General features: G+C 66.4%; 23 protein-coding genes and 1 pseudogene. 10 read left to right on the top strand and 14 right to left on the bottom strand.

Features of this window, described 5'->3' with window-relative positions; all coding sequences use genetic code 11:
- The first annotated feature begins 293 nt into the window (after positions 1-293).
- Positions 294-1,937 carry a TerD family protein gene (locus OHA40_RS24025; protein ID WP_330229142.1) on the top strand — a complete coding sequence of 548 codons (1,644 nt, stop codon included), beginning with the start codon at positions 294-296 and terminating at the stop codon, positions 1,935-1,937.
- A gap of 60 nt (positions 1,938-1,997) precedes the next feature.
- Here OHA40_RS24025 and OHA40_RS24020 read toward each other — a convergent pair whose 3' ends face one another.
- The 7 genes from OHA40_RS24020 to OHA40_RS23990 all read right to left on the bottom strand — a co-directional run bounded on the left by OHA40_RS24020 (position 1,998) and on the right by OHA40_RS23990 (position 10,918).
- Entirely contained in the window at positions 1,998-3,290 is a 1,293-nt protein-coding gene (locus OHA40_RS24020; protein WP_442944075.1) for an MFS transporter, read from the bottom strand.
- Between the two features lie 567 nt (positions 3,291-3,857).
- Positions 3,858-4,649 (bottom strand): 3-oxoacyl-ACP reductase, encoded by a 792-nt coding sequence (locus OHA40_RS24015; RefSeq protein WP_442944074.1) that lies wholly within the window; start codon positions 4,647-4,649, stop codon positions 3,858-3,860.
- Positions 4,649-6,010, bottom strand: coding sequence for an aldehyde dehydrogenase family protein (locus OHA40_RS24010; protein ID WP_330229139.1), 1,362 nt, complete (start codon positions 6,008-6,010; stop codon positions 4,649-4,651). The genes OHA40_RS24015 and OHA40_RS24010 overlap by 1 nt, the downstream gene beginning before the upstream one ends.
- Complete coding sequence (locus OHA40_RS24005) at positions 6,007-6,753, bottom strand: gamma-glutamyl-gamma-aminobutyrate hydrolase family protein (RefSeq protein ID WP_330229138.1); 747 nt, start codon at positions 6,751-6,753, stop codon at positions 6,007-6,009. The genes OHA40_RS24010 and OHA40_RS24005 overlap by 4 nt, the downstream gene beginning before the upstream one ends.
- Positions 6,734-8,098 carry a glutamine synthetase family protein gene (locus OHA40_RS24000; protein WP_330229137.1) on the bottom strand — a complete coding sequence of 455 codons (1,365 nt, stop codon included), beginning with the start codon at positions 8,096-8,098 and terminating at the stop codon, positions 6,734-6,736. The genes OHA40_RS24005 and OHA40_RS24000 overlap by 20 nt, the downstream gene beginning before the upstream one ends.
- Before the next feature lie 125 nt (positions 8,099-8,223).
- Entirely contained in the window at positions 8,224-9,612 is a 1,389-nt protein-coding gene (locus OHA40_RS23995) for a lipase family protein (RefSeq protein ID WP_330229136.1), read from the bottom strand.
- Positions 9,613-9,778: 166 nt separating this feature from the next.
- Entirely contained in the window at positions 9,779-10,918 is a 1,140-nt protein-coding gene (locus tag OHA40_RS23990; protein WP_330229135.1) for an esterase/lipase family protein, read from the bottom strand.
- 274 nt (positions 10,919-11,192) lie between these two features.
- On the opposite strand from OHA40_RS23990, the gene OHA40_RS23985 reads away from it, so the two are divergent.
- On the top strand, positions 11,193-12,440 hold the full coding sequence (locus OHA40_RS23985) for a PucR family transcriptional regulator (RefSeq protein WP_330229134.1): 1,248 nt from the start codon (positions 11,193-11,195) through the stop codon (positions 12,438-12,440).
- Between the two features lie 473 nt (positions 12,441-12,913).
- Here OHA40_RS23985 and OHA40_RS23980 read toward each other — a convergent pair.
- Positions 12,914-13,240: pseudogene (locus tag OHA40_RS23980) on the bottom strand (transglycosylase family protein); the annotation flags it as partial.
- Positions 13,241-13,684: 444 nt separating this feature from the next.
- Between OHA40_RS23980 and OHA40_RS23975 the strand changes: the two are divergent.
- Positions 13,685-15,208, top strand: a complete 1,524-nt coding sequence (locus OHA40_RS23975; RefSeq protein WP_330229133.1) for a sulfatase family protein — start codon at positions 13,685-13,687, stop codon at positions 15,206-15,208.
- A gap of 4 nt (positions 15,209-15,212) precedes the next feature.
- Here OHA40_RS23975 and OHA40_RS23970 read toward each other — a convergent pair whose 3' ends face one another.
- The 3 genes from OHA40_RS23970 to OHA40_RS23960 all read right to left on the bottom strand — a co-directional run bounded on the left by OHA40_RS23970 (position 15,213) and on the right by OHA40_RS23960 (position 17,143).
- Positions 15,213-15,677 (bottom strand): YiiD C-terminal domain-containing protein, encoded by a 465-nt coding sequence (locus tag OHA40_RS23970; RefSeq protein ID WP_330229132.1) that lies wholly within the window; start codon positions 15,675-15,677, stop codon positions 15,213-15,215.
- A 181-nt stretch (positions 15,678-15,858) separates the two neighbouring features.
- Positions 15,859-16,425 (bottom strand): type 1 glutamine amidotransferase domain-containing protein, encoded by a 567-nt coding sequence (locus OHA40_RS23965; protein ID WP_330229131.1) that lies wholly within the window; start codon positions 16,423-16,425, stop codon positions 15,859-15,861.
- A 58-nt stretch (positions 16,426-16,483) separates the two neighbouring features.
- A complete protein-coding gene (locus tag OHA40_RS23960) occupies positions 16,484-17,143 on the bottom strand; it encodes a MerR family transcriptional regulator (protein ID WP_330229130.1) in 660 nt (219 codons plus the stop codon).
- Positions 17,144-17,251: 108 nt separating this feature from the next.
- On the opposite strand from OHA40_RS23960, the gene OHA40_RS23955 reads away from it, so the two are divergent.
- Genes OHA40_RS23955 through OHA40_RS23945 form a run of 3 tightly spaced genes read left to right on the top strand, consistent with a single transcriptional unit; the run spans position 17,252 to position 19,184 of the window.
- The gene (locus tag OHA40_RS23955; protein ID WP_330229129.1) at positions 17,252-18,214 is read left to right on the top strand and encodes a hypothetical protein; all 963 of its coding nucleotides are present in this window, start codon (positions 17,252-17,254) and stop codon (positions 18,212-18,214) included.
- On the top strand, positions 18,211-18,657 hold the full coding sequence (locus tag OHA40_RS23950) for an ABA4-like family protein (protein ID WP_330229128.1): 447 nt from the start codon (positions 18,211-18,213) through the stop codon (positions 18,655-18,657). Before OHA40_RS23955 ends, OHA40_RS23950 begins: the two co-directional genes overlap by 4 nt.
- Entirely contained in the window at positions 18,654-19,184 is a 531-nt protein-coding gene (locus tag OHA40_RS23945) for a DoxX family protein (protein ID WP_330229127.1), read from the top strand. The genes OHA40_RS23950 and OHA40_RS23945 overlap by 4 nt, the downstream gene beginning before the upstream one ends.
- 20 nt (positions 19,185-19,204) lie before the next feature.
- On the opposite strand, the gene OHA40_RS23940 is transcribed toward OHA40_RS23945, so the two are convergent.
- On the bottom strand, positions 19,205-20,746 hold the full coding sequence (locus OHA40_RS23940; protein WP_330229126.1) for a class I adenylate-forming enzyme family protein: 1,542 nt from the start codon (positions 20,744-20,746) through the stop codon (positions 19,205-19,207).
- A 9-nt stretch (positions 20,747-20,755) separates the two neighbouring features.
- Positions 20,756-20,911, bottom strand: coding sequence for a hypothetical protein (locus tag OHA40_RS23935; protein ID WP_330229125.1), 156 nt, complete (start codon positions 20,909-20,911; stop codon positions 20,756-20,758).
- 183 nt (positions 20,912-21,094) lie between these two features.
- On the opposite strand from OHA40_RS23935, the gene OHA40_RS23930 reads away from it, so the two are divergent.
- From OHA40_RS23930 to OHA40_RS23915, 4 genes are all read left to right on the top strand, one after another.
- A complete protein-coding gene (locus OHA40_RS23930) occupies positions 21,095-21,664 on the top strand; it encodes a TetR/AcrR family transcriptional regulator (protein WP_330229124.1) in 570 nt (189 codons plus the stop codon).
- A 113-nt stretch (positions 21,665-21,777) separates the two neighbouring features.
- Entirely contained in the window at positions 21,778-22,323 is a 546-nt protein-coding gene (locus OHA40_RS23925) for a TetR/AcrR family transcriptional regulator (RefSeq protein ID WP_330229123.1), read from the top strand.
- Complete coding sequence (locus OHA40_RS23920) at positions 22,320-22,736, top strand: DUF6463 family protein (protein ID WP_330229122.1); 417 nt, start codon at positions 22,320-22,322, stop codon at positions 22,734-22,736. Before OHA40_RS23925 ends, OHA40_RS23920 begins: the two co-directional genes overlap by 4 nt.
- A 361-nt stretch (positions 22,737-23,097) precedes the next feature.
- Positions 23,098-23,829, top strand: coding sequence for an alpha/beta hydrolase (locus OHA40_RS23915; RefSeq protein ID WP_330229121.1), 732 nt, complete (start codon positions 23,098-23,100; stop codon positions 23,827-23,829).
- Between the two features lie 125 nt (positions 23,830-23,954).
- On the opposite strand, the gene OHA40_RS23910 is transcribed toward OHA40_RS23915, so the two are convergent.
- Entirely contained in the window at positions 23,955-25,676 is a 1,722-nt protein-coding gene (locus OHA40_RS23910) for an IPT/TIG domain-containing protein (RefSeq protein WP_330229120.1), read from the bottom strand.
- Positions 25,677-25,972 lie beyond the last annotated feature (296 nt).

Here is a 25,972-nt window from a genome sequence, read left to right as displayed (position 1 = left end):
GGTGTTCAGCCAAGGGCGCGGCGAAGGCGATAGGTCAGTAGGGCCCCGCTTGGTCGACAAGCCCACCGCGGTCGGCATCTGTGCGATGACTCCGGACCACCTGGACTCACTGGATCGGCCCAACCGACCACTGACCGCGGTCGGCTAGGCAGCGCGAGAACACTCGCCCAGACGCTGGGGAGAGCGGAACCAGGCCCGGAGATCGCGAATCTAGCTGCTGCAGTGGAGGACACAGGTACATAACAAGTCGCTATAGACGTAACGGAAGCCACTGCGGGAACGGTGTGCACGGCGTGAAGCTCACCAGAGGAGGGAACGCTCCGGTAACCGCACCGAGCGTGACCGTGCTGCTCGAATGGGGGTCCCGCAACGAGGTCGACCCGCAGGCTCTACTACTGGCTGACACCGGGAAGATCCGGACGAACGACGACTTCGTGTTCTACAACGCAGCGAAGCATCCATCCGGCGCCGTCTCCCTGGACGAGTCCGCGGCGGGCTCCGCGACACTCACAGTGTCCCTCGCCACCGTCGAAGGCTCGGTTTCCCGCGTCGTCATCTCGGGATCGGTCGATCAAGGAACGTTCCGAGACATCCGCGACCTCACACTGACCGTACGCGACGGGACCAGCACGCTCATCGTGTTCGACATCGACCAACCCGATGCCGTCACAGCGATGGTGCTCGGCGAGTTCTATCGCCGAAACGGGGCATGGAAGTTCCGCACGGTCGGCCAAGGGTGGGTTAGCGGACTGCGCGGGCTCGCTGAGGAGTTCGGTGTCGAGGTCGACGATGCGCCTGCCGCGCCGACAGGGGCATCCGCTCCCGCACCCAGCTATACCGCCGCGCCGGAGCCCTCGACCCGGATGGAACCCGCGTGGTATCCGGACTCGACCGATCCCGGTCGTGTCCGCTGGTGGAACGGCACCTCGTGGACCGGCGACACCAGACAGTTGTTTCCCGCGGATCCGTCGATCTGCGAACGCTGCGGCCGCGCGAAGCGGATTCCACGTTTCGGCGCGCCGCCACCATGCCGCTGGTGCGAGTCCGACGTCAATGGCTTCATGGCGACGTGGAAATCGCAGGCATGGCAGGTGCTGACCGCTTCGGGCCCGCGCGGCACCGCGTGGGACGAGCTGTGGGTTGCCCTCCGTTTCCAACGTATTCATGAAAGCAGCGGGAGGGAAGCATTGCGGCCGCTCGCCATGGCCTATCTGGAGCGAGTCGTCGCCTTCGCTTTCGCGGACGACGAGATAGAGCAGCATGAGCTGGACAGCTTCGAGCAGGCCGTGACGGAGCTTCAAGCGGCCATCGATCTGGGCGCAGCGCAACTGCGCGTGAACGAGCTTCGACAGCGCATGGTCCGCGGCCGATCGCTCACGCAGGTGCGGGCGGGCGAGCTGCCCCGCTTGCAACGATCCGGGCTGCACCTGGAAGCCGACGAGACGCTTTACATCGACGTCGCCGCGGCACAGGTCAAGTACTTGGCCAGCGGTCCTCGCCACACCAGCGGCAGGCTGATAGGCAGCAGCAAGAAACTCCGGTTCGTCGGGGCCGGGGCGGGTACCGAACTGCCGTGGTCGAGAATCGTGTCCATCGCCAGCGAGTACGGGAATGTCATCGTCTCGGCGACCACCGCTCGCGGCGGCGGAACGTACAGTGTCGCGGACCCTCAGTACGTTGCCGCCGTGCTCGAAGGGGCACTTCGGATCGCAAAGCGATTGGTACTCGCTCCCGGGCAACGCGACGCCCGCTCGATACCGCCCGACATGAAATCCGAAGTCTGGCAGCGAGATGGTGGCAAGTGCTGCCAATGCGGGGACAACCACTACCTCGAGTTCGACCACATAATCCCGTTGAGCCGAGGCGGCGCAACGAGCGTCGCGAACCTCCAAATCCTATGCCGCAGGTGCAATCTCGAAAAGGGAGCCCGCCTCTGACCCGGGTTCGTCCCGCGGTAAGCGCTCGTTTCCTCGCACGTACAGGAACATCTGAGGAGTTCACGGAGCGGGCGAAGGAAGTCCGGGTGCCGGTTCGGCGGGCAGGTCCGGGACGGGTTCGCCCGCGTCGGGGACTTCCGTGCCGCGCAGGGAGGTTCCGGCGGTCTCGCGGAGGAAGGTCCAGGCGACCAGGCCGATGAGGGAGGCGCCGATCATGTAGACGGCGGGGAACAGGGACCAACCCGTTGCATCGATTACCGCCTCGTTGATCAGCGGGGCGGTGCCGCCGAATGCCGCCGTGGAGACGTTGTAGGCCAGCGCGAAGCCCGCGTAGCGGACGTGGGTCGGGAAGATGGCCGGGAAAGTGGAGCTGATGGTGGACAGCTGCGGCACGTAGAACAGACCGAGCACGATGAAGCCGGCGATGGCCCATCCGGTGCCCTGCCCCATCAGCCAGTACATCGGCACCGCCAGCACCGCGAGGCCCACCAGCGAGAACAGCCACATCGGGCGTCGCCCGACGCTGTCGGACAGCCGACCGAAGAACGGCAGCACCAGCATCATCACCAACTGCCCGACCAGCATCATCGCGGTGGTGGCCGACTCGCCCATGCCGATCGTGTTCTGCAAATAGGTGGGCTGGTAGGTGAGCAGCGTGTAGTTCACCACGTTGAGCGCGACGACCAATCCGGCGAGCGTGAGGGTCTCGCGCCGGTAGGTGGTCAACACTTCCCGCAGCCCGCCCGGCGGGTGCTTGTGCTCGGCGACCTCGCTGAACACCGGGCTCTCGGTCAGCTTGGCCCGCAGGTACCAGCCGGTCAGACCGAGCGGAATCGCGATCAGGAACGGGATGCGCCAGCCCCAGTCGTGCATGGCGTCCGAGCCGAGGACGAGCTGGCAGGCCAGCACCGTCGCGGAGCCGCCGACGAAACCGGCGAGCGTGCCGAATTCCAAGAAGCTGCCGAGGAATCCGCGCCTGCGATCGGACGCGCACTCCGCCAGATACGTTGCGGCGCCGCCATATTCACCGCCGGTCGAAAAGCCTTGCACCACACGCAGAGTGATGAGCAGGATCGGCGCAAGCACACCGACGGTGGCATGGGTCGGCAGCAGGCCGATGGCGCCGGTCGCCGCGGCCATGAGCAGAATCGTGGTGGCCAGCACGGCTTTCCGGCCGATTCGGTCACCGAGCGGTCCCCATACCATGCCGCCGAGTGGCCGGAGGACGAACGAGATGGCGAAGCCGAGCATGGTGCCGAGCGTCCCCAGTTCCCCGGGGAAGAACGCGCCGGTGAGATACGTCGCGGTGGCGGCGTAGACGCCGTAGTCGAACCATTCGGTGGCGTTGCCCATGGCGGATGCCGCCACGGAACGCCGCAGCGGGAAACCGGCCGATGCCTGATCGGTCACGTGCACGTCCTCTCCAGCCCGTACACGGACCTTGATTCGTTCCACCTCCGGCTCCGGACTTCCGGAGGTTCAGCACGAAACAGGGCGATACCCAGGTTTTTCACCAGGCAAACCGGAACGCCCTGGGACGGCCGCGAAAACAGCCGCCCTGAACTGCTGATTCACCAAGTTTGTGACTCCAGTCACAATTGAGTCATCCGACGGCCGTGGCCGGACGAAGTGCGGCGTGCCGCCACCTCCCGACCAACACAGCACGCACAGCCTGCCGGACACGCGTTCCGACCGGAGAATGCCACAGGACGCCACCGGCCGACGAGCACCACGCAGCCTTCCGGGGACAGATGTCCGGCTAGCCGGATGCCATTGAGCGGTCACCGGCCGACACGCAACCCCCAGCCTTCCGGACAAGCGACCCGGTTCGCAGCCTGCCACCGACCGATACGCAACCCACGCGACCTTCCGGACAGGTAATCCGGTTCGGCGCGATCGACGTGCAGCGCATACGCCTTACTACAGCGGCGTCACGTACGCACCCGCGATGCCGCCGTCGACCAGGAACTGCGAGGCGGTGATGAACGAGGAATCGTCGCTGGCGAGGAACGCGACGGCCGCGGCGATCTCCTCCGGTTCCGCGAACCGCCCGATCGGCACGTGCACCAGGCGACGGGCGGCGCGCTCGGGGTCTTTGGCGAACAATTCGCGCAACAACGGTGTGTTCACCGGACCGGGGCACAGGGCGTTGACCCGAATGCCGTTGCGGGCGAACTGGACTCCGAGCTCCCGGCTCATGGCCAGTACCCCGCCTTTGGAGGCGGTGTAGGAGATCTGCGAGGTCGCCGCGCCCATGACCGCGACGAACGACGCGGTGTTGATCACCGAGCCCTTGCCGCGCTCCAGCATGTGCCCGATCGCGTACTTGCTGCACAGGTATACCGAGGTCAGATTGACCTCTTGCACGCGGCGCCAGGCGTCGATGCCGGTGGTCAGGATGGAGTCGTCCTCCGGCGGCGAGATGCCCGCGTTGTTGAACGCGATGTCCAACCCACCGTAGGTGTCGACCGCGGTCTGGAACAGCGCCTCGACCTGGGCTTCATCGGTGACGTCCACCTGGACGTACCGCCCTGCGACCTCCTCGGCCGCCGCTTTGCCGGTCTCGGCGTCGATGTCCGCGACGACCACCTTCGCCCCTTCCGCCGCGAAACGACGGACCGTGGCCAGCCCGATACCGCTCCCGCCGCCGGTGACGACGGCAACCCGATCCTGTAAGCGCTGCAACGTATCTCCTGTCGGATATGCTGGGATCACTGCGTGGCGAGGAAGACGTTCTTGGTTTCGGTGAACGCCAGCGCGGCGTCCGGCCCGAGCTCACGCCCCAGCCCGGACTGCTTGAAACCGCCGAACGGCGTCCAATACCGCACGGACGAATTCGAATTGACCGACAGGTTGCCCGCCTCGACACCCCGGGCCACGCGCAGCGCCAGGCCCACGTCGCGGGTCCAGATCGAGCCGGACAGGCCGTAGTTCGTGTCGTTGGCGATCCGCAGCGCCTCGGCCTCGTCCTCGAATGGGAGCACCGCGACCACCGGGCCGAACACCTCCTCGGTGAGTACACGGTCGGTGGGCGCGCCGGGCAGCACCACGGTCGGCGGGTACCAGAACCCGGGGCCGTCGGGCACGCTTCCGGTGAAGGCCACCTTGGTCGAAGGCTGCACGAACCCGGCGACGCGCTCCCGGTGCGCGGCCGAGATCAGCGGGCCCATCTCGGTGGATTCCTCGGACGGATCGCCGACCCGCACGCCGTGCACCGCCGGTTCCAGCAGTTCGAGGAAACGGTCGAACACACTGCGCTGCACCAGGATTCGAGACCGCGCGCAGCAGTCCTGCCCGGCGTTGTCGAACACGCCGTAGGGCGCCGTGGCCGCCGCACGCTCCAAGTCTGCGTCGGCGAACACTATGTTCGCGCTCTTGCCGCCCAGTTCCAGCGTCACCCGCTTCACCTGCGCTGCGCAGCCCGCCATGATCTGCTTACCCACCTCGGTGGAGCCGGTGAACACCACTTTGCGGACCGCGGGATGGGTGACGAACCGCTGACCCACCACCGAGCCCTTACCGGGTAGCACCTGGAACACACCCTCGGGCAGCCCCGCCTCCAGCGCGAGTTCACCGAGCCGCACCGCGGTCAGCGGCGTGAGTTCGGCGGGCTTCAGCACCACTGTGTTACCCGCCGCGAGCGCGGGCGCGAATCCCCACGCCGCGATCGGCATCGGGAAGTTCCACGGCACGATCACCCCGACGACGCCGAGCGGTTCGTGAAAGGTGATGTCGACTCCGCCCGCGACCGGGATCTGATTGCCCAGCAGCCGCTCCGGCATCCCGGCGGCGTAGTGCAGCACGTCGCGGACGTTGCCCGCCTCCCAGCGCGCGTTGCCGATGGTGTGCCCGGAGTTCGCCACCTCGAGCCGCGCGAGGTGCTCCAGGTCCGCGTCGACCGCTTCGGCGAACCGGCGCAGCAACCGGGCTCGGTCACCCGGCGCCACCTCGCGCCACGCGACCGCAGCGCGTTCGGCCTCGGCGATGGCGGCGTCGGTCTCCGCTTCGCCCAGCAGCTCGACGGACGTCACGATCTGTTCCGTCGCCGGGTTGACCACGTGCGCCGTCGTCACGAGTTCCGCTCCCTTCGGTAGGTGTCGGCCGCCTCGACCAAAGCCCGAGTCAAGCGACGATCGGTGGCGTCGGCCTCCGGATGCCATTGCACACCCACCAGGAACGATCCGTCGGACGCTTCCGCGGCCTCGATCGTGCCGTCGGCGGCGTGCGCGGTGGCGGTCAGACCGTCGGCGAGCCGGTCCACGGCCTGATGGTGGTGGCAGTTGACCTTCACCTCCGGACCGGCGAGTTCCGCGATCCGGCTGCCCGCGGCGGTCAGCACGCGGGTGGCCGTGAAGCCGCCGGCGAGGCCGGAATGCTCCGCATGGCCGACGACGTCGGGCAGATGGGGAATCAAGGTGCCGCCAAGCGCCACATTGGCCAGCTGGAGCCCGCGGCATACCGCCAGGATCGGCATGCCCGCGGCCCTGGCCAGCTCGAACAGACCGAACTCCGACTCGTCGCGATCCGGCCTGGTGTAGCCGGGGACTCCCGCCGAGGGGCCACCGTAACGGGCCGGATCAATGTCGGCGCCGCCGGTGAGCACCAACCCGTCGAGCCGCCGCACCAGCTCGGGACGCGCGACCCCAGCAGGCGGCAGCAACACCGGGATGCCACCCGCGGCCAGCACCATCTCGACGTAGGCATGCGGCAGCACCGCGCTCGGCAGATCCCACGCGTTGAAGCGGGTTTGCTCCACATAAGTGGGCAGGCCGATCACGGGACGGGCTCCCGCGACCTCAGAGTCGTTCGAAACCACGGATTCGCTCCCAGTCGGTGACCGCGGCGTCATAGGCGTCCAACTCGACCCTGGCCGCGTTGCGGTAGTGCTCCACTACATCATCACCGAACGCCGCACGCGCCACCGTGCTGTCCCCAAACAGCTGGGCCGCCTCGCGCAGCGTGTGCGGCACGCGCGGCCGGTCCGAGTGGTAGGCGTTGCCGTGGAATTCCGGCTCCAGTGGAAGCCGCCGATCGATCCCGTGCAAGCCCGCCGCGATCAGCGCGGCCACGGACAGATACGGGTTCACGTCACCGCCGGGCACGCGGTTCTCGAACCGCAGCGAGTGCTCCTCGCCTACCACGCGGATCGCGCAGGTCCGGTTGTCCCGGCCCCACGCGATGGCGGTCGGCGCGAAGCTGCCCGCGACGAATCGCTTGTAGGAATTGATGTTCGGCGCCAGCAGGTAGGTGAACTCACGCAGGCAGTCCAGCTGGCCCGCGATGAAATGCCGCATCAGCGCGGACGTTCCGTCGGCCGCGTCACCCGCGAACACCGGTTCATCCGAGTCGGTGCGCAGGCTCAGATGGATGTGGCACGAATTGCCCTCTCGTTCATTGTATTTCGCCATGAACGTGAGGCTGCGCCCGGCCTGGGCGGCGATCTCCTTGGCACCGGTCTTGTAGATGCTGTGGTTGTCACAGGTGACCAGGGCTTCGTCGTACCGGAACGCGATCTCGTGCTGGCCGGGATTGCATTCGCCCTTGGCCGACTCGACGTACATCCCGGCGCCGTCCATCTCCTTGCGGATGCGCCGCAGCAGCGGCTCGATTCGTCCGGTTCCGAGCATCGAGTAGTCGACGTTGTACTGGTTGGCCGGTGTCAGCCCGCGATACCCCGCGTTCCAGGCCGCCTCGTAACTGTCGTCGAATACCAAGAATTCGAGTTCGGTCCCGACGAACGCGCGCAGCCCCCGCTCGGCCAGTCGGTCCAACTGCTTGCGCAGCACCTGGCGTGGCGAGGCAGCGACCGGCCGTCCCTGTGGCACCACGTGCTCCACGTCGCACAGCACCAGCGCCGTCCCCGGCCACCACGGCGCCATCCGCAGTGTGTGCAGGTCCGGTCGCAGCACGACGTCCCCGTACCCGGTGTCCCAGGACGAGAGGGTGTAGCCGTCGACCGTCGCCATGTCCACGTCCACCGCGAGCAAATAGCCGCACGCCTCGGTGGCGTGCTGGACCACTTCGTCCAGGAAATAGCGTGCCGCGCAGCGCTTGCCTTGCAGTCGGCCTTGCATGTCGGTCATCGCGACGAGCACCGTGTCGATCTCCCCCGTGTCGACATGGTCGCGCAACTGCGCCACACTCAGCATCCCGCTACGCATCCACGACCCCTCTCGGCACCGACCGTGCTCACGGTAGAGCAAAACGGACACGTTCGTGACGGGACACACGAATCGGACCATCGCGTCCCACGGGATCGTGCCTGTTCAGCGTCCCGAGGCGACGGTCAGGACAACGGGTTGCGGAGGGCAGCGGGAAGGATGGACAGGCGGCGCGGACCGATCCGCGGTACCACCGGCAGGCGCGACGCGCGGATGGGCAAACCGAGCCACATCCGGGCCAGCAGACCGGCGAAGCGCACGTGGCCGGTCAACCACGGGCCGGTGAAGGCGAGTGACCAGAGCGTTTTCGTGCCCGCGGGAGGCAACTCGCGATCGGCGAAGCGCGCCGCGAGCCAGTCGACCATCACCGGCAGCGCCAGGAATTGCAGCAGCAGGTGGGTGCTGAGCCGGTCGCGCAGGTAGCGCACGTGAACACCCGCGTCGGCGTACCGTGCGACGTGGCCGTCGACATCCTCGACCGCGATCACTTCGTCGTTCACGCCCTGCAACACGAACATGGGCATGGCGGGAGCGCGATGACCGGGATGGATGTCGTCGAGAATGCGCCGCATTCCGGGCTGCGCGAGCATCGCGGCGAGGCCCTCCTCGCTGTGCTTTTCGACATCGCGCCGCGCGAATCGGTAGAGCAACGGGAAGGTCGCGGTCTGCTCGATCTCGGCCAGCCAGCCGAGGTACCTCGCATCCAAGTGCGAGCTCAGCAGGCGTTCCAGTTCCGGATACCCGCGCCGCAGTCCCGCGGTGAAAACGGCGGCGAAACCCGCGAACAGCGTGCCGTTGAGCCGGATGAACGCGGCGGCCGGGTTGCCGACCGGCGATCCGGCGACCGCGCCGACGACGTTCAGCTCGGGCGCGTACTCGGTGGCCATCTCCGCGGCCCAGGTGGTAGCCAGTCCGCCGCCCGAATATCCCCACAGCGCAACGGGTGTCGTCGTGTCCAGGCCGAGCGGCGCGAAGGTGAGAGCCGCGCGGACGGCGTCGAGCGCGCGATACCCCGGCTCCCTGGCCACACCGAAACGGCCCGCGGTTCCCCCGTGATCCGGGATCGACACCGCCCAGCCCTGTGCCAGTGCGCTGGCGATCAGCGGCAGCTCGAGCTGGGGAATCGACCCGGCCGCCCGCGCACCGCGCCGCAGGGCGTACGAGGGCAGGCATTTGGAGGCGACCGCGTCGATCGCGCACTGGAAAGACACCAGCGGCCGCGGTTCGGCGGGATCCGCGCCCCACGGCAGCAGCACGGTGGTCACGGCGACTTCGGGCACGCCGTCGAGATCGCAGGTGCGATAGAGCAGCTGCCACGCCGAAATACGCTGGCGAACAAGGCCGAAGAAGCCGATCTCCACTCCGCGCGTGCGGACGATCGAGCCGGGGCGCAATCGTCCGACCGCGGGTGGCGGGGTGTAGAACGGATCGTCTTCGGGCTGGATCGGCCGATGCGAGAACGCGGCCGGATCCGGCGGCACGACACCTGCATCCCACTCGGGCTCCACACTCATCCGGTTCATCCTTTCCGACGGCACCGCCGTGGTCTCCGGCACCGCCGCGCCGGTAAATGGCGCGGGATGCCCGTACGTCCACTCAACCAATCTCGCGGCCGGAAAAGAATTGTGCCGGGCGCCAATTAGCCGGTCATGGTTTCTCCCGTCGATGCAGTGACAGCACTTACAGGCTGCCGTTGCCGCCGACCATCCACGGATTGAAGGTGCATTCGAGCGTCGGGTGCGCGACCGGATCGAGCGCGTGCAAAACGATGGACGCCGCGCGCGGGGAGTACATGATCGTCAGATGATCGGACAAATCCTGCTCACATCCTTCTTGCAGCGTGATGTTGTCCACCGTCGCGCCGGGGCCCGCCTGCAGGAAAGCCCAGTGGAAGGGGTTGGCGATCTCGTCGTAGCGGGAGGCGACCGACGTGTAGGCCACGCCGGACACCGTGTCGCCCTGCGCGTTCAGCTTGGCATAGAACGGCGAGCCCGCCGCCTGCTGGATATTCGAAAGGCCGATCAAGGGTTCGGAGAAGCCGAGGATGTCGACGCCCAGGTTGTTGATGGTCCGGCCCAGCGTCGCGATGCCCATCAGCGAAGTGCCGTGATGCGTGGCGCCGAAGCTGATCAGCTTGCCGACTTTGCCCTCGCCCCCGTCGAATTTCAGATAGTGGTTGGCGACCGTGCCGCCTTGGGAATGGCCGACGATGTCGACGGCCTGCGCGCCCGTCGCGGCCAGCACGCGATCAACGAAATCCCGCAGCTGGCGCGACGAATCCTCCATCCGGCCCACCCCGTAGCGTCCCGGCATGATCGTGCCGAGCCCGCCACCTTCCAACAGGCCGGAACGCCCGAAGTTGAAGGCGAACACGCAGTAACCGGCGCGCGCCAGGCGCGGCGACAGGTAGGCGAAGCTGTCGTAGGCGTTCAGCCACGTGGCGTGCAGCAGCACCACCGGCCGCGGGTGTTCGGCGGTCGGCGTGCAGTGCCAGCGATTCGCGCCGGGCGGCGCGGAGTCGGGATGAGCCAGACCGTAGGCGAACGCGGCCAGATAGGCCGACATCTCCGGCCCCTCTCCCAACGCGTCGGAAGCCACGCTGTTCGCCCACCCCGACGAGCTGCCGGAATCCACGATCGCCTGCGGCTGCCTCCCGTCCGGAGCCGCGTTCAGGCCCGCGTTGATGTACTCCGCGAGCGCCTGCTGGGTCGGTTCGATCTCCTCCTGCGCGTGCGCCACTCCGATGCCGAGCGCCGTCGCGATCGTCATGCCCGCGATCACCGCGGCTCCCAGAATTGCCCGCCGAGCGTTGTGCCTCATTGCCAACATCCGATTCACTTCCATTCAGCCCGAAGGTGCGCGGCCCCCCGGTGACGAATAGACCACCGACACACAGTGTTTGCCACGCCACATTCGGCCTTCGATGTGATCGGGACCATATTCACGGCCGCGGTCCGAATCTATGGCGATACCCGAGCGGTGTCACTGCACGGCGAGGAGAAGATTCCGTCCGGAAAATTGGTGCCGGAGCCAAAATTCGCGGGGCGCCACGCAGAACCTTGCCGCGGGTTCTGTGGTCGGAAACAATCGGCGCATGTCCCTCGCGTTGTCCCCAGTCACCGGAGATACCCCTTTGGTCGCCCGGCTGCTCACCCGCTGGCCGCAGATCGCCGAGCGCATGTTCGCCGCGGGGCTCGGCACCACTCCACCGGCTGCCGATCTGCCGGAGGGACACTTCACCGCCGAGGTGCTGCCCGCGATCTACGCCTGTGGCCGCGCGGTGCTCCAGGCGATCGGCGAACAGCGCAGCTTCACCAAGACCGAGGTCGCGACGTTCGTCGCCCCCGTGGCCGAGCGGCATGCCGAGGACCGGTTCCCGCTGCCCATCCTGATCGAGGCCATTCACGGTTCCGCGCAGTCGGTGCTCAAGGAAGCGGCGGCGCTGGCATCCCATGAGGAGCTCGACGACCTCGTCCTCATCGGCAGCCGTCTGCTAGATCTGCTGATGCAGATCAACATCACCGTCGTGGAGACCTACACCGAGGTCGAGCAGTCCATTTACAACGCCGAACGCGAGGCACGGCGCGCGTTGTGCTCGGCGCTGCTGCACGGGCTGCCCGCCGCGGAGCTGGCGGCGCGAGCGGACACCGCCCTGGCCGAGCACTACACCGTGCTCGCGATCCACATCCGGCACGACGACCAGCCGAGCACGGTTGCGACGCTCGTAGGGCGGCGCCGCATCCGCATCCTGCACCGCGCCCTGGACGCCCTCGCCGGTACGACGACGCTGGCCACCTTCGACGGTTGGACCGGAATCGCGTTGCTGCCCAGCGCGTCCGACGCCGAACTCGACGACGCGCGCTACGCGCGGTTGACCGCGGAGCTGACCGAACAGTTCGGCGTGCCGGTGTTCCTCGCCGAATATCCCTCGGTGCCGATGCACGTCATTCCGGAGACCGCGAAGGAAGCCACCGACCTCGCCGAACTCGCCCGCCTGCTGGGCCGGCCCGCGGGTGTCTACCAGCTCGACGACCTGCTGCTGGAGTACCAGCTCACCAGACCGGGCACCGCCCGCGCCCGGCTGGCCGAGCGCATCATCCCGATTCTGGACAGCCCGCACCTGATCGAAGCGCTGGACGCCCACCTGCGCCACGGCTCCGACCGCAAGGCCGCCGCCGCCGAGATCCACGTGCATCCCAACACCTTCAGCTACCGCTTGCGCCGCATCGCCGAACTCACCGGCGTCGATCCCACCGATCCGCACGACTCGCGGTTGCTGGCCGCCGCGCTGACCATCCAGCGCCTGCATCCGGGCCAGCCGACCGGCTCCGGCCAGAGCTAACGGATACCTACCCCGGGACCCCGCTCCGCCCTGGTCACGGGCGGATCACGGGGTACAGGCGCCGAGGTGGGCAGGGCGTCAGCGCGACCGCCGTCTCCCCGGCTATGTCGACACCGACATGACCGCATGGAAGCGTGACATCCTCGACCGAGTGCCATGCTCACCACCGGTGACGTCGCCGAGATGGTCCTGGCCGTCGCCCGGCTGTCCCGTAACGCCGCGGTATCGAACGTCGTGATCTCCCGGGCAGGCGACCGGGGTCTGATGGGCCTGAGCCACGTTACCGGGCCGCGACCGGAGCGGGAGATCCGGTATCGGAGGATAAAGCCGAATTCGCGCGCCACCTGTCGAATTCGGCGCGGATAATTGAATTGCACATTGTGGACGCCCCGCGCGGATACCGCGATCAGATTGTCGCCATGAGATAGCCCAGCGCCTACCGCATTACGCGGTAGACGCCGGATCACGCATCAGAGGTATGAGCCGCACACGGGCCAAGCGCCCGGGCCCTGGGTGGCGAGCACGTTCTCCGCGACGCGGATCTGCTCGGCCTTGCTCGCGTTGGACGGGCGGCCGGAGCCACCATTGGCCTCCCAGGTGCTCTGGGTGAACTGCAGGCCACCGGAGAAACCGTTACCGGTCTCGGTGTTCCAGTTGCCACTGCTCTCGCACTGCGCGACGGCGTCCCAGTTGTGGGCCGACGCGGTGGCGGTGGACAGACCGAACGGAACGGCGACAAGAGCGCCGAGAGCCGCGGTGAAGCCGAGGACACGAGTGGTGAATTTACGGTTTTGCGACATGTGGGTTCCCGCCTGCGCCCACCGACTCGGCGAGATTCGCCGCGTCCCTGTCCCCAGGTGATGTCGGGGATACTCGAACCACGGGACAGGGTTTCCGGCGTTCAGCGATTCGAGCTCGATCTCGGTGTTGCTCCGAGCCGTGACCGACGTTAGCGGAGAAATCGCGGCAGATCACGTGCAGATAACGTCCGAACCGCGTAAACCATTGGTCGAGACTGATGGCCATTCTCGCTGGTCGATTACAGAAAACACGCCGATAGAGATCGGCTGTTATGGGGTTGTTATGTGATGGAGATCACTGTTTAATAGTGAAACGGATCGCATTTCCGCAGGTCCGATCGCTGCGGAAGAAGCTGATCGACCTTCGGCGCGTGCGCTCGCCCCCGGGCGGCAGGCGCCCTAACGTTCGATTCGTTATCTGCCCTTCGAATCGAGGATGGTTCCGTGACCTCGCACCGCACTCTGCGTCGCTCGCTGACCACAGCCGCGATCGCGGCGCTGACCCTGTCGGGGTTCCTGTCGTCGGCCACCGCCCAACCAGACGGGGTGGATGACCGGCCGAACATCGTGCTGATCCTCGCCGACGACCTGGACGCCACGACCACGCCGGTATGGGCGGCGATGCCACGCACCGCGCAGCTGATCCGCGATCGCGGCATGGAGTTCCGCGACAGCTTCGCACCCCTGCCGATCTGCTGCGCATCCCGCGCGTCGCTGTTGACCGGCGAATACGGGCACAACACCGGCGTGCTCACCAACTCGGGCGAGGTCGGCGGCTTCGAGACCTTTCGCGCCAATGGCAACGAGCAGCACACCATCGCCACCTACCTGCAGGACGCCGGGTACCGCACGGGCATGGCGGGCAAGTACCTCAACGGCCTGGAAGACGATCCCGGCCACCTTCCACCGGGCTGGGACGACTGGAACGCGGGCGTCGACAACTTCCTCTACACCGGCTACAACTACACCCTCAACGAAAACGGCGCGATGGTGAAATACGGTGTCGCACCGGCGGATTACGAGACCGATGTCATCCGGGACAAGTCGGCCGAGTTCATCACCGCCGCCGCGGCCTCGGGCGAGCCCTTCTTCTGGTACGCCGCCTCGACGGCCCCGCATTTCCCGATTCCGCCCGCGCCACGCCACCTCACGCAGACCGTGCCCACCGCCGCGCCGCGCTCCCCCAACTACCAGGAGGCCGACGTCTCCGACAAGCCGTCCTGGCTCGTCGACACCGCTTCCGTGCGTTACGCCACCATCGCCGCGACGAACGACCCGGATTACACCAACCGCCTCGGCGCACTGAAGGCGCTCGACGACATGGTCGCCGGGATCGTCGACACGCTCGCGCGCACCGGCGAACTGGACAATACCTATCTGCTGTTCACCTCGGACAACGGTTACAGCCTCGGAGCGCACCGGCTCACCCAGAAGATGGCGCCCTACGAGGAATCCCTGCGGGTCCCGCTGGCCATCGCGGGTCCCGGAATCAGCGCGGGCGCCACCGACGCCATGGCGCTGACAATCGATCTGGCGCCGACCATCCTGTCCTGGGCGGGGCTTCCCGTCCCCGAAGCGATGGACGGACGGTCGCTGGTTCGTCCCCTCGCAGGCGACGGCACCGGTTGGCGCACCGATTTCACCGCCGAGTACGGCGGCCCCGGCGCGGACGGACGCAACGGCATTGCGCAGGAGCAGGTTCCGGGCCGGACGCCGCCGATGTACGCGATCGATATGCCGTCCTGGAGCGCCGTGCGTACCGAGCGCTACCTCTACGTGCGGTGGTACGAGCGCGAAAGGCCGCTCGGCGAGCGGGAGTACGAGCTCTACGACCTCGACAGCGACCCCTACCAACTCACGAATCTGATCAAGACGCCCGATGGGCGCGCGGAGCATGCCGCGACGGTGGCCGCACTGGACGCACGGCTCGCCGCGCTGCACGCCTGCACCGGTACGAGCTGCCGGTGACGACCTACTTCCCGTGCGCGCGGAGCTGGTAGAGCCCTTCGGTGTCGGCCACCACCACGCCGTCTGCGTCCGTGACCACCGCCCGCAACGTGAAGTCGGCCTTGCCGTTCGCGATGGCCTCCGCGGTGACGCGCGAGATCTCTTCCTCCGACAGCGTCGCCTCCGCGCGCACGTCGGTCTTGGCCGGCTTGCGGAAGAAGATGTGCAGGTCCTTCACCAGCGGATAGAACGCCGCGGTGTCGAAGGTGGCGATCGCTATCGCGCCGCCGAGAATTTCCGCGACGGTGAACAGCACGCCCGCGTACATCACGCCGAAATGGTTGCCGTTGCCCGCGGCGGGCACCGAGGTGGCCGCGAAACCGGGCCGCACCTCCACCGCCTGGATACCCATCTTGTGGGCGATCGGGATGGTGAATTCCAATGCCCCGTTGACGATGTCCTTGAACGGAGGAGTATCGACGTCGCCCATCCGCGCAACCATCCCTTCACACCGGAGGTGGCCCGCACCTCGTTGTCTCTGCCATGGCCACCTCGGTGGACCTCAGCGAAGCGTAGGCCCTCGTCGCCCCGCGCCGACAGAGTATTGGCACATTGCCAACACTGTCTACCGCGGAACAACCGATAACCCCGTCCCCTTCGGTCCCGCAACGTCAGCGCGAAGCGGGAACCAGTTCATGAGAAATGGCGGTGACGAAGTCGGGCAGGTCGCCCGGATTGCGGGAGGTGAGCAGCGTCCAGCCGTCCTCCGTGGAGCGGACCGCCGGTTCGTCGACCCAGGCGCCTCCAGCATTGACGAGGTCGGCGCGCAGGGAGAAGTACGAGGTCACCGTCTTGCCCCGAACCAACTCGGCATTCACCAGCAGCCAGGGGCCGTGGCAGATCGCGGCGATCGGCTTGCCCGCGCCCGCGAACTCCTGGGCCAGCTCGATCGCCCGATCGGTGACCCGTAGTTTGTCCGCGTTCACCGTGCCGCCGGGCACCACGAGCACGTCGAAGTCGTCCACGGAGACCTCGTGCAGCGACGAATCCGGTTGCACGACAATGTCTTTGTCCTCATCGTGCCGGAACGTCTGCACCTGTTCGTTCTTCGGCGCGGCGTGGGTGACCCGTGCCCCGCGCTCGCGCAGCTCATCCCGCGGCACCAGCAGTTCGTCCCGCTCCACCCCCGTGTTCGACGTGATGATCAGGACCCTTGTGCCGTCCAACTGACCGCTCATGAGCAACTCCTTTTCGGTCGAAATGGTCCCTCTTCGGTCATGCCGCGCGGCGTCCCGGCTAAACCTCGCCGGATGCGGGAGACGTGGCGTCCTGCGGCGGCAACAACGTGCTGGAGAGATGTTCCTGAGCCAGGCGGCGCAGCGCCGAGAGCAGGGTGTCGCCGAGGATCGTTCCGACGATCGCGGTTTCGGTCATTCGCTCCAGGCCGGGTTCGTTGCCGACCAGGGCGATGTCGGTGGCGGCGATGGCTTCACTGGCGCCCGCGTAATCGTCCATCGCCGCGACCACGTCGGTATGGCCGAGCAGGCGCAATGCGGCGCAGACGTCGACAAGGGTGCCGCGGGCCGGGCTGTGTTCGTGGATACGCCAGCCCCGCCGGTCGAGAAGTGCCGCAACGTCCTCGGCGGCGGCCTCGCGCTGCTCGTCGCCAACCGGCGACCTGCGCCCACCCAGTGCGTATTGCACATGCCCGAGTGAGTCGCGCGCAGACAGGCTGCCGCTGTCGAGCACCGCGAGCAGTTCCTTGGCCACCTCGATGGACAGCCCTCCGATATCGAGCAGTGCCCGGATCAGCCGCAAGCGGCTGACGTGGTCGTCGCTGTATTCGGCCTGGTTGCGATGGGTTCGCACACCCGAAGGCAGCAGCCCCTCGCGCACGTAGTACTTGATCGTCGCGGGCGGGACGCCGCTGAGGCGGCTGAGTTCGGCGATCCGCATCGGACTCCTCGGTCTCGTGAATGTCTTGACAGTGGAAAGTACAGCTATCCATAATTCATAGTGATAGTACAACTATCGATAATAGAACTTTCTGGAAGGTAGAAGCTAGTGACCGACCTGTTCCAGCGCTATCCCGCGCTGTCCTGGCATCGCCCGCTGATGCTGCTCGCCGTCGCGATGGCGTTGCTCGTCGTCTGGTCGATCGCCGGCATGGTGATCGACGATCGCACTCTGACCGGGCTGCCGATCTGGGCAAAATCCGCCAAATTCGCCCTTTCGGTGCTGATCTATGCCGTGACCTGGGCATGGTTGATCGCCCAGCTCCCCCGCTGGCGCCGGACCGCGTGGTGGGCGGGCACCATCGCGGCGTTCGGTCTCGCGCTGGAGTTGGTCGTCATCGTGACCCAGGTCGTGCGGGGCACGACCAGTCACTTCAATTTCACGACGCCGTTGAATGCGGTCCTGTGGGAGACCATGGGCTCATCGATCGTGGTGGTCTGGATCGCCACCCTGATCGTGTCCGCGGTGCTGTTCGTCAATCCGACAGCCGACCGCGCTCGCACCGCGGCGATCCGATATGGCGCCGTGCTGGCGCTCGCAGGCGCCGCCCTGGGGATACTGATGGTGCGGGAGACGCCGGAGCAGCGGGCAGCGGGCGGCTCGATCAGCGGAGCCCACACCGTCGGGCTTCCCGATGGCGGGCCGGGGTTGCCGATTCTCGGCTGGAGCACCGTCGGAGGCGATCTGCGGATTCCGCATTTCATCGGAATGCATGCGTTGCAGGTGCTTCCACTGGTTCTGCTCGCGATCGAACTGGCGTCACGGCGGATTCCGGTATTGCGTTCAGCGGAGACCAGACGAAGGCTGCTCATGATCGCCGCCGCGACCTACGGCGCCCTGCTCGCGGTGCTGACCTGGCAGGCGTTGCGCGGGCAGTCGGTGGTGCACCCCGATGCGGCGACGCTGCTGGCCCTCGGCGCGATAGCCGTTGCTGCCACGAGTGCGACGGTCACGGCACTGCGACCGAAACCCGTTGTGATGGACCGTGTCCCGGTAGGAAACGCCCGATGACGAACCTTCTCTTCGGCATCACCTTCTGGTTCGCCGCCCCATTCTGGGCGCTGATGATCCTTGCGCCGAGGTGGGAGCGGACAAGCGCGGTGGTCGCGTCACCGCTCATCTGCCTCCCACCGCTGGTCATCTACACGACACTGATCGTTCCCGAGTTCGGTGCGTTCGCCGGTGCACTGATCGACCCCACTTTGCCCGGGTTGCAAGCAGTTCTGGGCGACGGCCCCGGCGCCGCGGCCGCCTGGGCGCACTTCGTGGGATTCGATCTGTTCCTCGGGCGATGGATCTTTCTCGACAGCCGCACGCGCGGTCTGCCGCCACTGCTGATCAGTCCGCTGCTGCTGCTCACCATCCTGTTCGCGCCGATCGGCGTCCTGCTCTACCTGCTCATCCGACTCACCAAGGCTCCGGCGCCCAACCGGTCCGTCCCCATGGAGGCATGATGGAAACCCTGCTCGTTCTACTGACCACGCTGCTCGTGCTGCGCGCGGCAGGCGCCCTCGGCGCTCGTCGGTTCGCCGACTGGCCCAGCTGTGCCGCGTACGCCCTCGGCGTGATGCTGATCATGACCGGCACCACGCACTTCCTCCCCGAGGCCTTCGCGGACTCCCCCGTGCCCACGCACGCGGACTTCATTCCCATGGTGCCGCCGGCGGTGCCGCTACCAAGCCTGATGATCTATCTGACCGGCGTTCTGGAACTGCTCGGCGCGCTGGGTCTGTTCCGCACCGAGACCCGCCGCCCCGCCGGGCTCGGTCTCGTCGCGCTGTTCGTCGTCATGCTCCCCGCCAACGTCTACGCCGCCGTCTCCGACGTGCCGTTCAACGGCGCGCCCGCGACCCCGCTCTGGGCGCGAATCCCGGAGCAGGTGCTGTACATCGGCGTCGCCTTGTGGGCAGCAGGAGTGCTGCGTGTCCCGCGACGAGAACGCAACCGAATCGTCGACGCAGGCAACCATGGGATTGCCTGACGACCGCCGAAAGACATCGCTCATCGCCGCGTTCCGCCGGTGCCACGAAGTGCGCTCTTCTGGATTTTGCCGACCGAGGTCCTCGGCAGCGCCTCGACGAACTCGACCACCGAGGGGACCTTGTATTGGGCCAGCCGCTGCCTGCAATACCGCAGCAGCTCGTCCGCGGTCAGCGTATGCCCTTCCCGCACCACCACGACCAGCTTGACCGCCTCGTCACGGAGGCCGTCCGGGATGGCGACCGCGGCGGATTCGAGCACATCGCCGTGCTCGTCGACAACGCGTTCGATCTCGGCGGCCGAGACGTTCTCGCCGGAACGTTTGATGATGTCGCGGAGCCGATCGGCGAATACGACGAATCCGTCGTCCCTGGCGCGGACGAGATCGCCGGTGCGCAACCAGCCGTCGTTCAGTACCGCATTCGTGGCATCCGCGTCGTCCAAGTAGTGGCTCATGAGAGAAACACCGGGAACGCCGTGCACCAGCAGTTCCCCGATCTCCCCTGCTGCCACCTCGGCGCCGTCCTCGCCGACTATCCGGATCCGGGTGGCGACCGGCCGCCCGATCGTCGTGCTGTCTCGTAGGCCGACGAGCGGGTTCAGCAACGGCGGCGCCATGGTTTCGGTCATGCCGTAGATCTGCAGCAGCGGGCAATCGAACCGGCTCTCGAACTCGACGAGCTCGGCTGGGGACAGGTTCTGCCCGAATATGGTTGCCCGCAGCCTGTTGTGGGCGTCGGAATCACCTCGCGCGTTTCGGAGAATCATCCGCGCGGGGGCGGCGAACAAACTCGCCAGTGTCGCGTCGTGCCGACGTACCTGCGCTGGCCAGTTCGACGCCGAAAAGCGATGCGTCACCGCGAGCGAGGCGCCCGTCACGAGACTGGACATCGTGCAGTAGTACTGGGCGTTCGCGTGGAACAGCGGCAGCACCACCAACCACCGGTCATCCGGCCGCATCCGAAGGTGCTGGGCCACCACCGAACCTGCGTGCAAGTAATTGGCGTGGGTGACCACTACACCTTTCGGCGCGCTGCTGGTGCCGGAGGTGTAGAGAATGGCCGCGGTCTCCGTCGGGCTCAGGTCGGCCGGTATCGACACGACTCGATCCGAGGTGACTGATCGGTCCTCGAAATCGTCACCGGCTGTGATGATCTCGACGCCATGGCCGGCGGTGGCCGCCTGGATCCGTTCGGCTGCCTGTCGCTCGCACACCACCGCTGCGCTCGACGAGTGGCGGATCATGTGCGCGAATTCCTCGACGGTGCCGCGCGGATTCATCGGCGCGATGATCGCCCCGAGAAGCGCGGCTCCGAACCAGCAGGCGAAGAAGCCACGGCCGTTGGGTAGCGCGAGCCCGACTACGTCGCCCTTTCCGACGCCCGCGGTGCGTAGCGCGGACGCCCCGGCCCGCGCCAGCGTGACCACGTCGGCGTAGTCGAATTCTTCGACACCGAACTCGTTCTCCAACCGGAGGAACGACGCATCCGGCGTCGCTTCGGCCCGCTCGAGCAGTAGCGACCCGACCGTATGACTGCCGTAGGGCAAATGATGTATATCCATCGCACACCATCACTTCGCGGCCGGGCGAGCATGCCGAGCGCGGTCGAGGTCGCAGAGATCGGCTGCGCGGGCATAGCGGTACAGCACGTCCCTGATGGCTTCCCTGTCCTCGAACTCGGCGAGACTGCGCTCGAGCCTGCCTGCGTCGATATCAGTGGTGGCCATGATCCGGATCTCCTTTGTTCGGATGCATCGGGCGTCGCCGGGGTGATAGCCGGGCGGGGACTTCACCGCGCGTGCACGGTCCGCGCCACCTCGCGCTATGTTGGTCAACATAGAATATGTCATCCAGCTAGTCAATGGTCGGCCGTATAAAATGACTCGACCGAACTCGAGGAAAGGACCGCGGTGGCCGATCGACGCGCCGAGACCACGCGTGAGAGCAGAAGGATGCTGATCGAGGCCGCCACGACCTTGTTCATCGAAAAGGGCTACCAGCAAACGACTTTCGCTGACGTCGCGGAACGATCGGGCATCAGCCGGGGTTCCATTCCCTGGCACTTCGGCAACAAGGAAGGCTTGTTGTCCGCCGTCCTCGACCACGCCTCCGAGACTGTGTTCGACCCCTCCGACGCCACCCGACCCCCGCAGCGTGACGACTTGACCATGCAGGCCAAGCGGTTGTCCATGGTGCGCACGTCGCTGCTGTTCGTCGCCCTGTATGTCGAAGCGGTGAAGCCGGCGTCGCCGATCCACGACAAGTACGTGGCACTGCACGACCGGCTGCGCGATTCGGCGAAGCGGTGGGTCGCCGCCTTCGTCCGGCTACCCGACACGGTGTCCGCCGACGATCTTGCCGTCATTCTCGTCGGCGCGGTCATCGGGATTCATCTCCAGGCGGCGATGGCGCCCGAGAAGGTCCGAATCGACTACGCGGTGGACAAACTCAGCGAGCTACTGGAAGTCCTCGGCAGGTAGCGCCCGGTTCGACCCGAGGCTTGCGTACCGCCGACCCTGCGGTGACGGACCGCACAGGCTCTCCGTGGCATCCCATACGGTATGGTATGGATATCGGAGGCAGAGGAGGTCCGATGAGCAAGCGGGATTGGCTCGACGCGGGATTCGCGGTGCTGGCCGAGGACGGGGCGCGAGCGCTGACGGTCGAGCGATTATGTGCCGACCTCGGGCTGACGAAAGGGTCTTTCTACCACCACTTCCGGGGCATGTCCGGATACCGGACCGACCTGCTCGAGCATTTCGAGACCGAGTACACCGGTCGCTACATCGCCGAAGCGGAACGGGTCGATGCCCCCGCGCGCGACAAGCTGGCGCGCTTGCGGAGTGTCATTCTCGCGGATCACGAAACGGAGCACGCGTTGGAGATCGCGATGCGCGCCTGGGCGATGCAAGATCCCGAGGTCTACCAACTCCACCAGCGCGTGGACCAGCGGCGGGTCGACTACGTGGAATCCCTGCTGCGCGATGTCGGCGAATACTGCGACGAGAGCGAGCCTTTGGCGCGCCTGCTCTATCTCGCACTGATCGGGGCGCAGCAGGTGATTCCGCCGCTACCGGCGCAGGACATCGCCGAGATGTACGCCTTCGTTCTGCGCATGGCGACGAAGAAGGAGGAGTGATATCCGCGCTCGCCCCCTGGGTTCCACGGCTGATCTTCGCGACGGCGGCGATCCACTTCGTGTGGGCTTTCGTCCAGCCCAACGATTGGGCGGGCATCGCGGGCGAAGGGTTCCTGGCGACCGCCGCCGATGTCGACGATCCCGACTACTTCGCGCGCGACGCCAGCGTGTGGTTCATGATGTGCGGAATCGCGCTGTTGTCCATCGGGACGCTCACCCGCGATGCTCTGGCCGCTACCGGCCGCGTTCCCGCCCATGTCGGGTGGTACATGATCGCGATCGGAATTCCGTTGACGGTCATTTATTTTCCCGTCACCGGCGGATGGCTGATCCTGCTCATCGGTGCGGTTGCGCTGGGCGCCGCGCGTCGCTCGGACAGTGGTCTGGCCATCGGTCGGCGACACGCCACCTGATTCCGACTCCTATTCCAAGGCAAGGACGCCGAAGCGCCACTCGCCATCTCTCTGTCGCCTTTGCCATGACCGAATCCCGATGACCCTGCCCTGATCCGAACTATGCGAAAGCCAGGAGCAATGAATTCATCAGCTACGAAAGAGATCGCGGCGACTGATCGGGAGGTGTCGGCGATGTCCTTGCCGCGCAAGGCATTATCACTTGTAGCGGCCCCGGCGGGCGCTCTTCTCGGTGCCGTGCTGGCCTTCCGCATGTATCACCCGCCGCGGCGCAAGCACCACCGTTCTCCGGAGGATTTCGGGCTGAACGCGACGGAACGGGCGGTCGAGTTCGCGGCCGGGCAAGCACATCCACCTGTGGTTGTGCGAGGGCGATGCCGATCGGGTCGTGGTGCTCGGACACGGCGTCGGGCTCAGCAAGTCGGCGTCGCTCGCCCATGCGAAGTTCCTGTACGAAGCCGGGTACACGGTGTGCCTGTTCGACCATCGCAACCATGGCGCCAGCAGCTCCGATCGCCGGTTCCGGCGCGTCGGTGAGCATTTCACCACCGACATCGTTTCGGTGGTGTCAGCGCTGCGCGAATCGCCGACCTACCGTTCGGCCAAGATCGCGTTGTACGGATTCTCGTTCTCGACCTTCCCGTCGGTGCACGCGCTGACCCGGAAGGGGTTCGCGGTGGACGCCATCGTCTGCGACAGCGGGCCCGGCGAGGACGCGCGCGAGATCTTCGAAAGCTTTCTCCGGGCCGGCGCGTTGCCTGTGCCGGACCTCTTCTCGGTCGGCCCCGCCGGAAAGGCCACGGCCGCCTCGATGAGCGCCACCGCGCTGCTCATGCTGGGTGTCGACTGGCCTCCGGCCCCGACGCCTGCCATCGAGCGAGTTCCCGCCCTGACCATCTCAGGCGGCGACGATCGGATCATCACGCCCGACTCGGTCCGATCCTTCGCCGGACGGTACCCACAGTTCCGTGCCCGCATACTGCCGAACGTCGAACACTTGGCAGGACTGAAGACCGAACCGCGCCTCTACACCGAAACCGTCCTCGAATTCCTCGATCGGACATTGCGGACGGACCCGAGCACCGTCGACTGAAACGTCCTCCGGAACATCCTGGCCCGAACGCCTCCAGCCGAAAGGACCGGCCCGCGAATCCGAGTCGGTCCCTTCGGTGCTCGCACCTGCCCCCGCTCAGGCCGAGGCCCGTGCGGGACGGTCCGTCAGCTGTAGGTGTAGAAGACCCCAGTAGCGATACCACCTGGGGTGGCGACCGTTACGGGCACCGTACCGAGTCCCACCGGGGTGACAGCGGTGATCTGCGTACTCGAGTTGATCGTGAACGACGTCGCCGGAAGGATGCCGAAGAACACCGCGGTAGCACCCGTGAACCCGGTACCGGTCAGCGTGACCGTGGTTCCTCCGGTCACCGGACCCGTAGTCGGGCTGATCGACGTCAACGTCGGAGCCGGCACGTACGTGAACGAAACCCCGGCACTCGTACCAGCCGCAGTCGTCACCGTGACCGGCACCGTCCCCGTTCCCGGAGGAGCGAGCGCAATGATCGAGGTATTGGACAACGCGACGAAGAACGTGGCCGGAGTAGCACCGAAATTCACTGCGGTAGCACCCGTGAACCCAGAGCCGGTCAAGCTCACCACAACCCCGCCGGTCACCGGCCCGAAATTCGGACTGATCGAAACAATTGCGGGAATCCCCACGTATGTGAACGGCAATCCGTTACTCGAACCCGACGAGGTAGTGACCGTCACCTGCACCGTGCCCGTGCCGGGCGGAGCGACCGCGGTGACCTGCGAATCCGACACCACCGTGAACGAAGCCGCCGGCGTAGCACCGAAATTGACTCCGGTGGTGGCGGACAGACCCACGCCGGTAAGAGTCACCGAAGTGCCACCGGCTTGCGGTCCCACCGGCGGATTCAAGAAGAACAGGATCGGCGGCAGCACATAAGTGAAGGAAACCCCGGTAGCGATACCACCGGGGGTGGCGACCGTGACAGGCACGGTACCGATCCCTACTGGAGTGACGGCGGTGATCTGCGTAGGCGAGTTGACCGTGAACGACGTCGCCGGAAGGATGCCGAAGACCACCGCGGTAGCACCCGTGAACCCGGTACCGGTCAGCGTGACCGTGGTTCCTCCGGTCACCGGACCCGTAGTCGGGCTGATCGACGTCAACGTCGGAGCCGGCACGTACGTGAACGAAACCCCGGCACTCGTACCAGCCGCGGCCGTCACCGTGACCGCCACTGTCCCCGTTCCCGGAGGAGCAATGGCGATGATCGAGGTATCGGACAACACACCGAAGAACGTGGCCGGAGTAGCACCGAAATTCACTGCGGTAGCACCCGTGAACCCAGAGCCGGTCAAGCTCACCAGAACGCCACCGCTCACCGGACCCGAACTCGGACTGATCGAAACAATCACGGGGACCCCCACATACGTGAACGGAAGACCATTACTTGAACCCAACGGCGTAGTGACCGTCACCTGCACCGTGCCCGCCCCGGGCGGAGCGACCGCGGTGACCTGCGTATCCGACACCACCGTGAACGAAACCGCTGGCGTAGCACCGAAATTCACGGCGGTAGTACCGGACAGGCTCGAACCGGTAAGAGTCACAGGAGTCCCACCGGCGGCCGGTCCTCCGGTGGGGCTGAGCGATGTCAACGAGGGAACCTGAGCGAAGGTATAGGGGACCCCGTTACTCGTCCCGTCCGAGTTGGATACAGTGACCTGCACCGTGCCCGTCCCCGACGGAGCGATCGCCGTTATCTGCGTGGGGGAATTGATCGTAAAAGTGGTTGCGTTCGCACCGAACCGCACCGTGGTCGGTACGAACGCAAACCCGGTGCCGGTGATGACGACGCTGTTACCCCCGGAAGTCGGCCCCGAGGTCGGTGATACAGAAGTGATAGTAGGCATAGCGCTGCCTCCTTGTTGCTGGTTTCACTGCACCGGGGGTGCGCGACCGTTTCGGTGGCCCGGCTCTACACCATTAACTGCCCTGGACCAGCGCAGAAGCAATGCGTGCACCACTCCGATTTGGTCCGTTTTCGGATTTGCTGCCGCGCGTTGACAATCGCCGCGCGTTCGAAGCGGACTTCTCGTCGACAATGTTCGGTGCGTAATCGGGTACCCAGTTTTCGGTACCGCGGGGATGAGAAGTCGTGATGGCTGCTACCAAATTCGTTGCAGGCCAATACTCTATCGACGGGACT

Origin of the sequence: Nocardia sp. NBC_00508 (assembly GCF_036346875.1) — a bacterium.
Classification (GTDB): Bacteria; Actinomycetota; Actinomycetes; order Mycobacteriales; family Mycobacteriaceae; genus Nocardia.
This window is presented reverse-complemented; position numbering and strand designations above follow the sequence as displayed.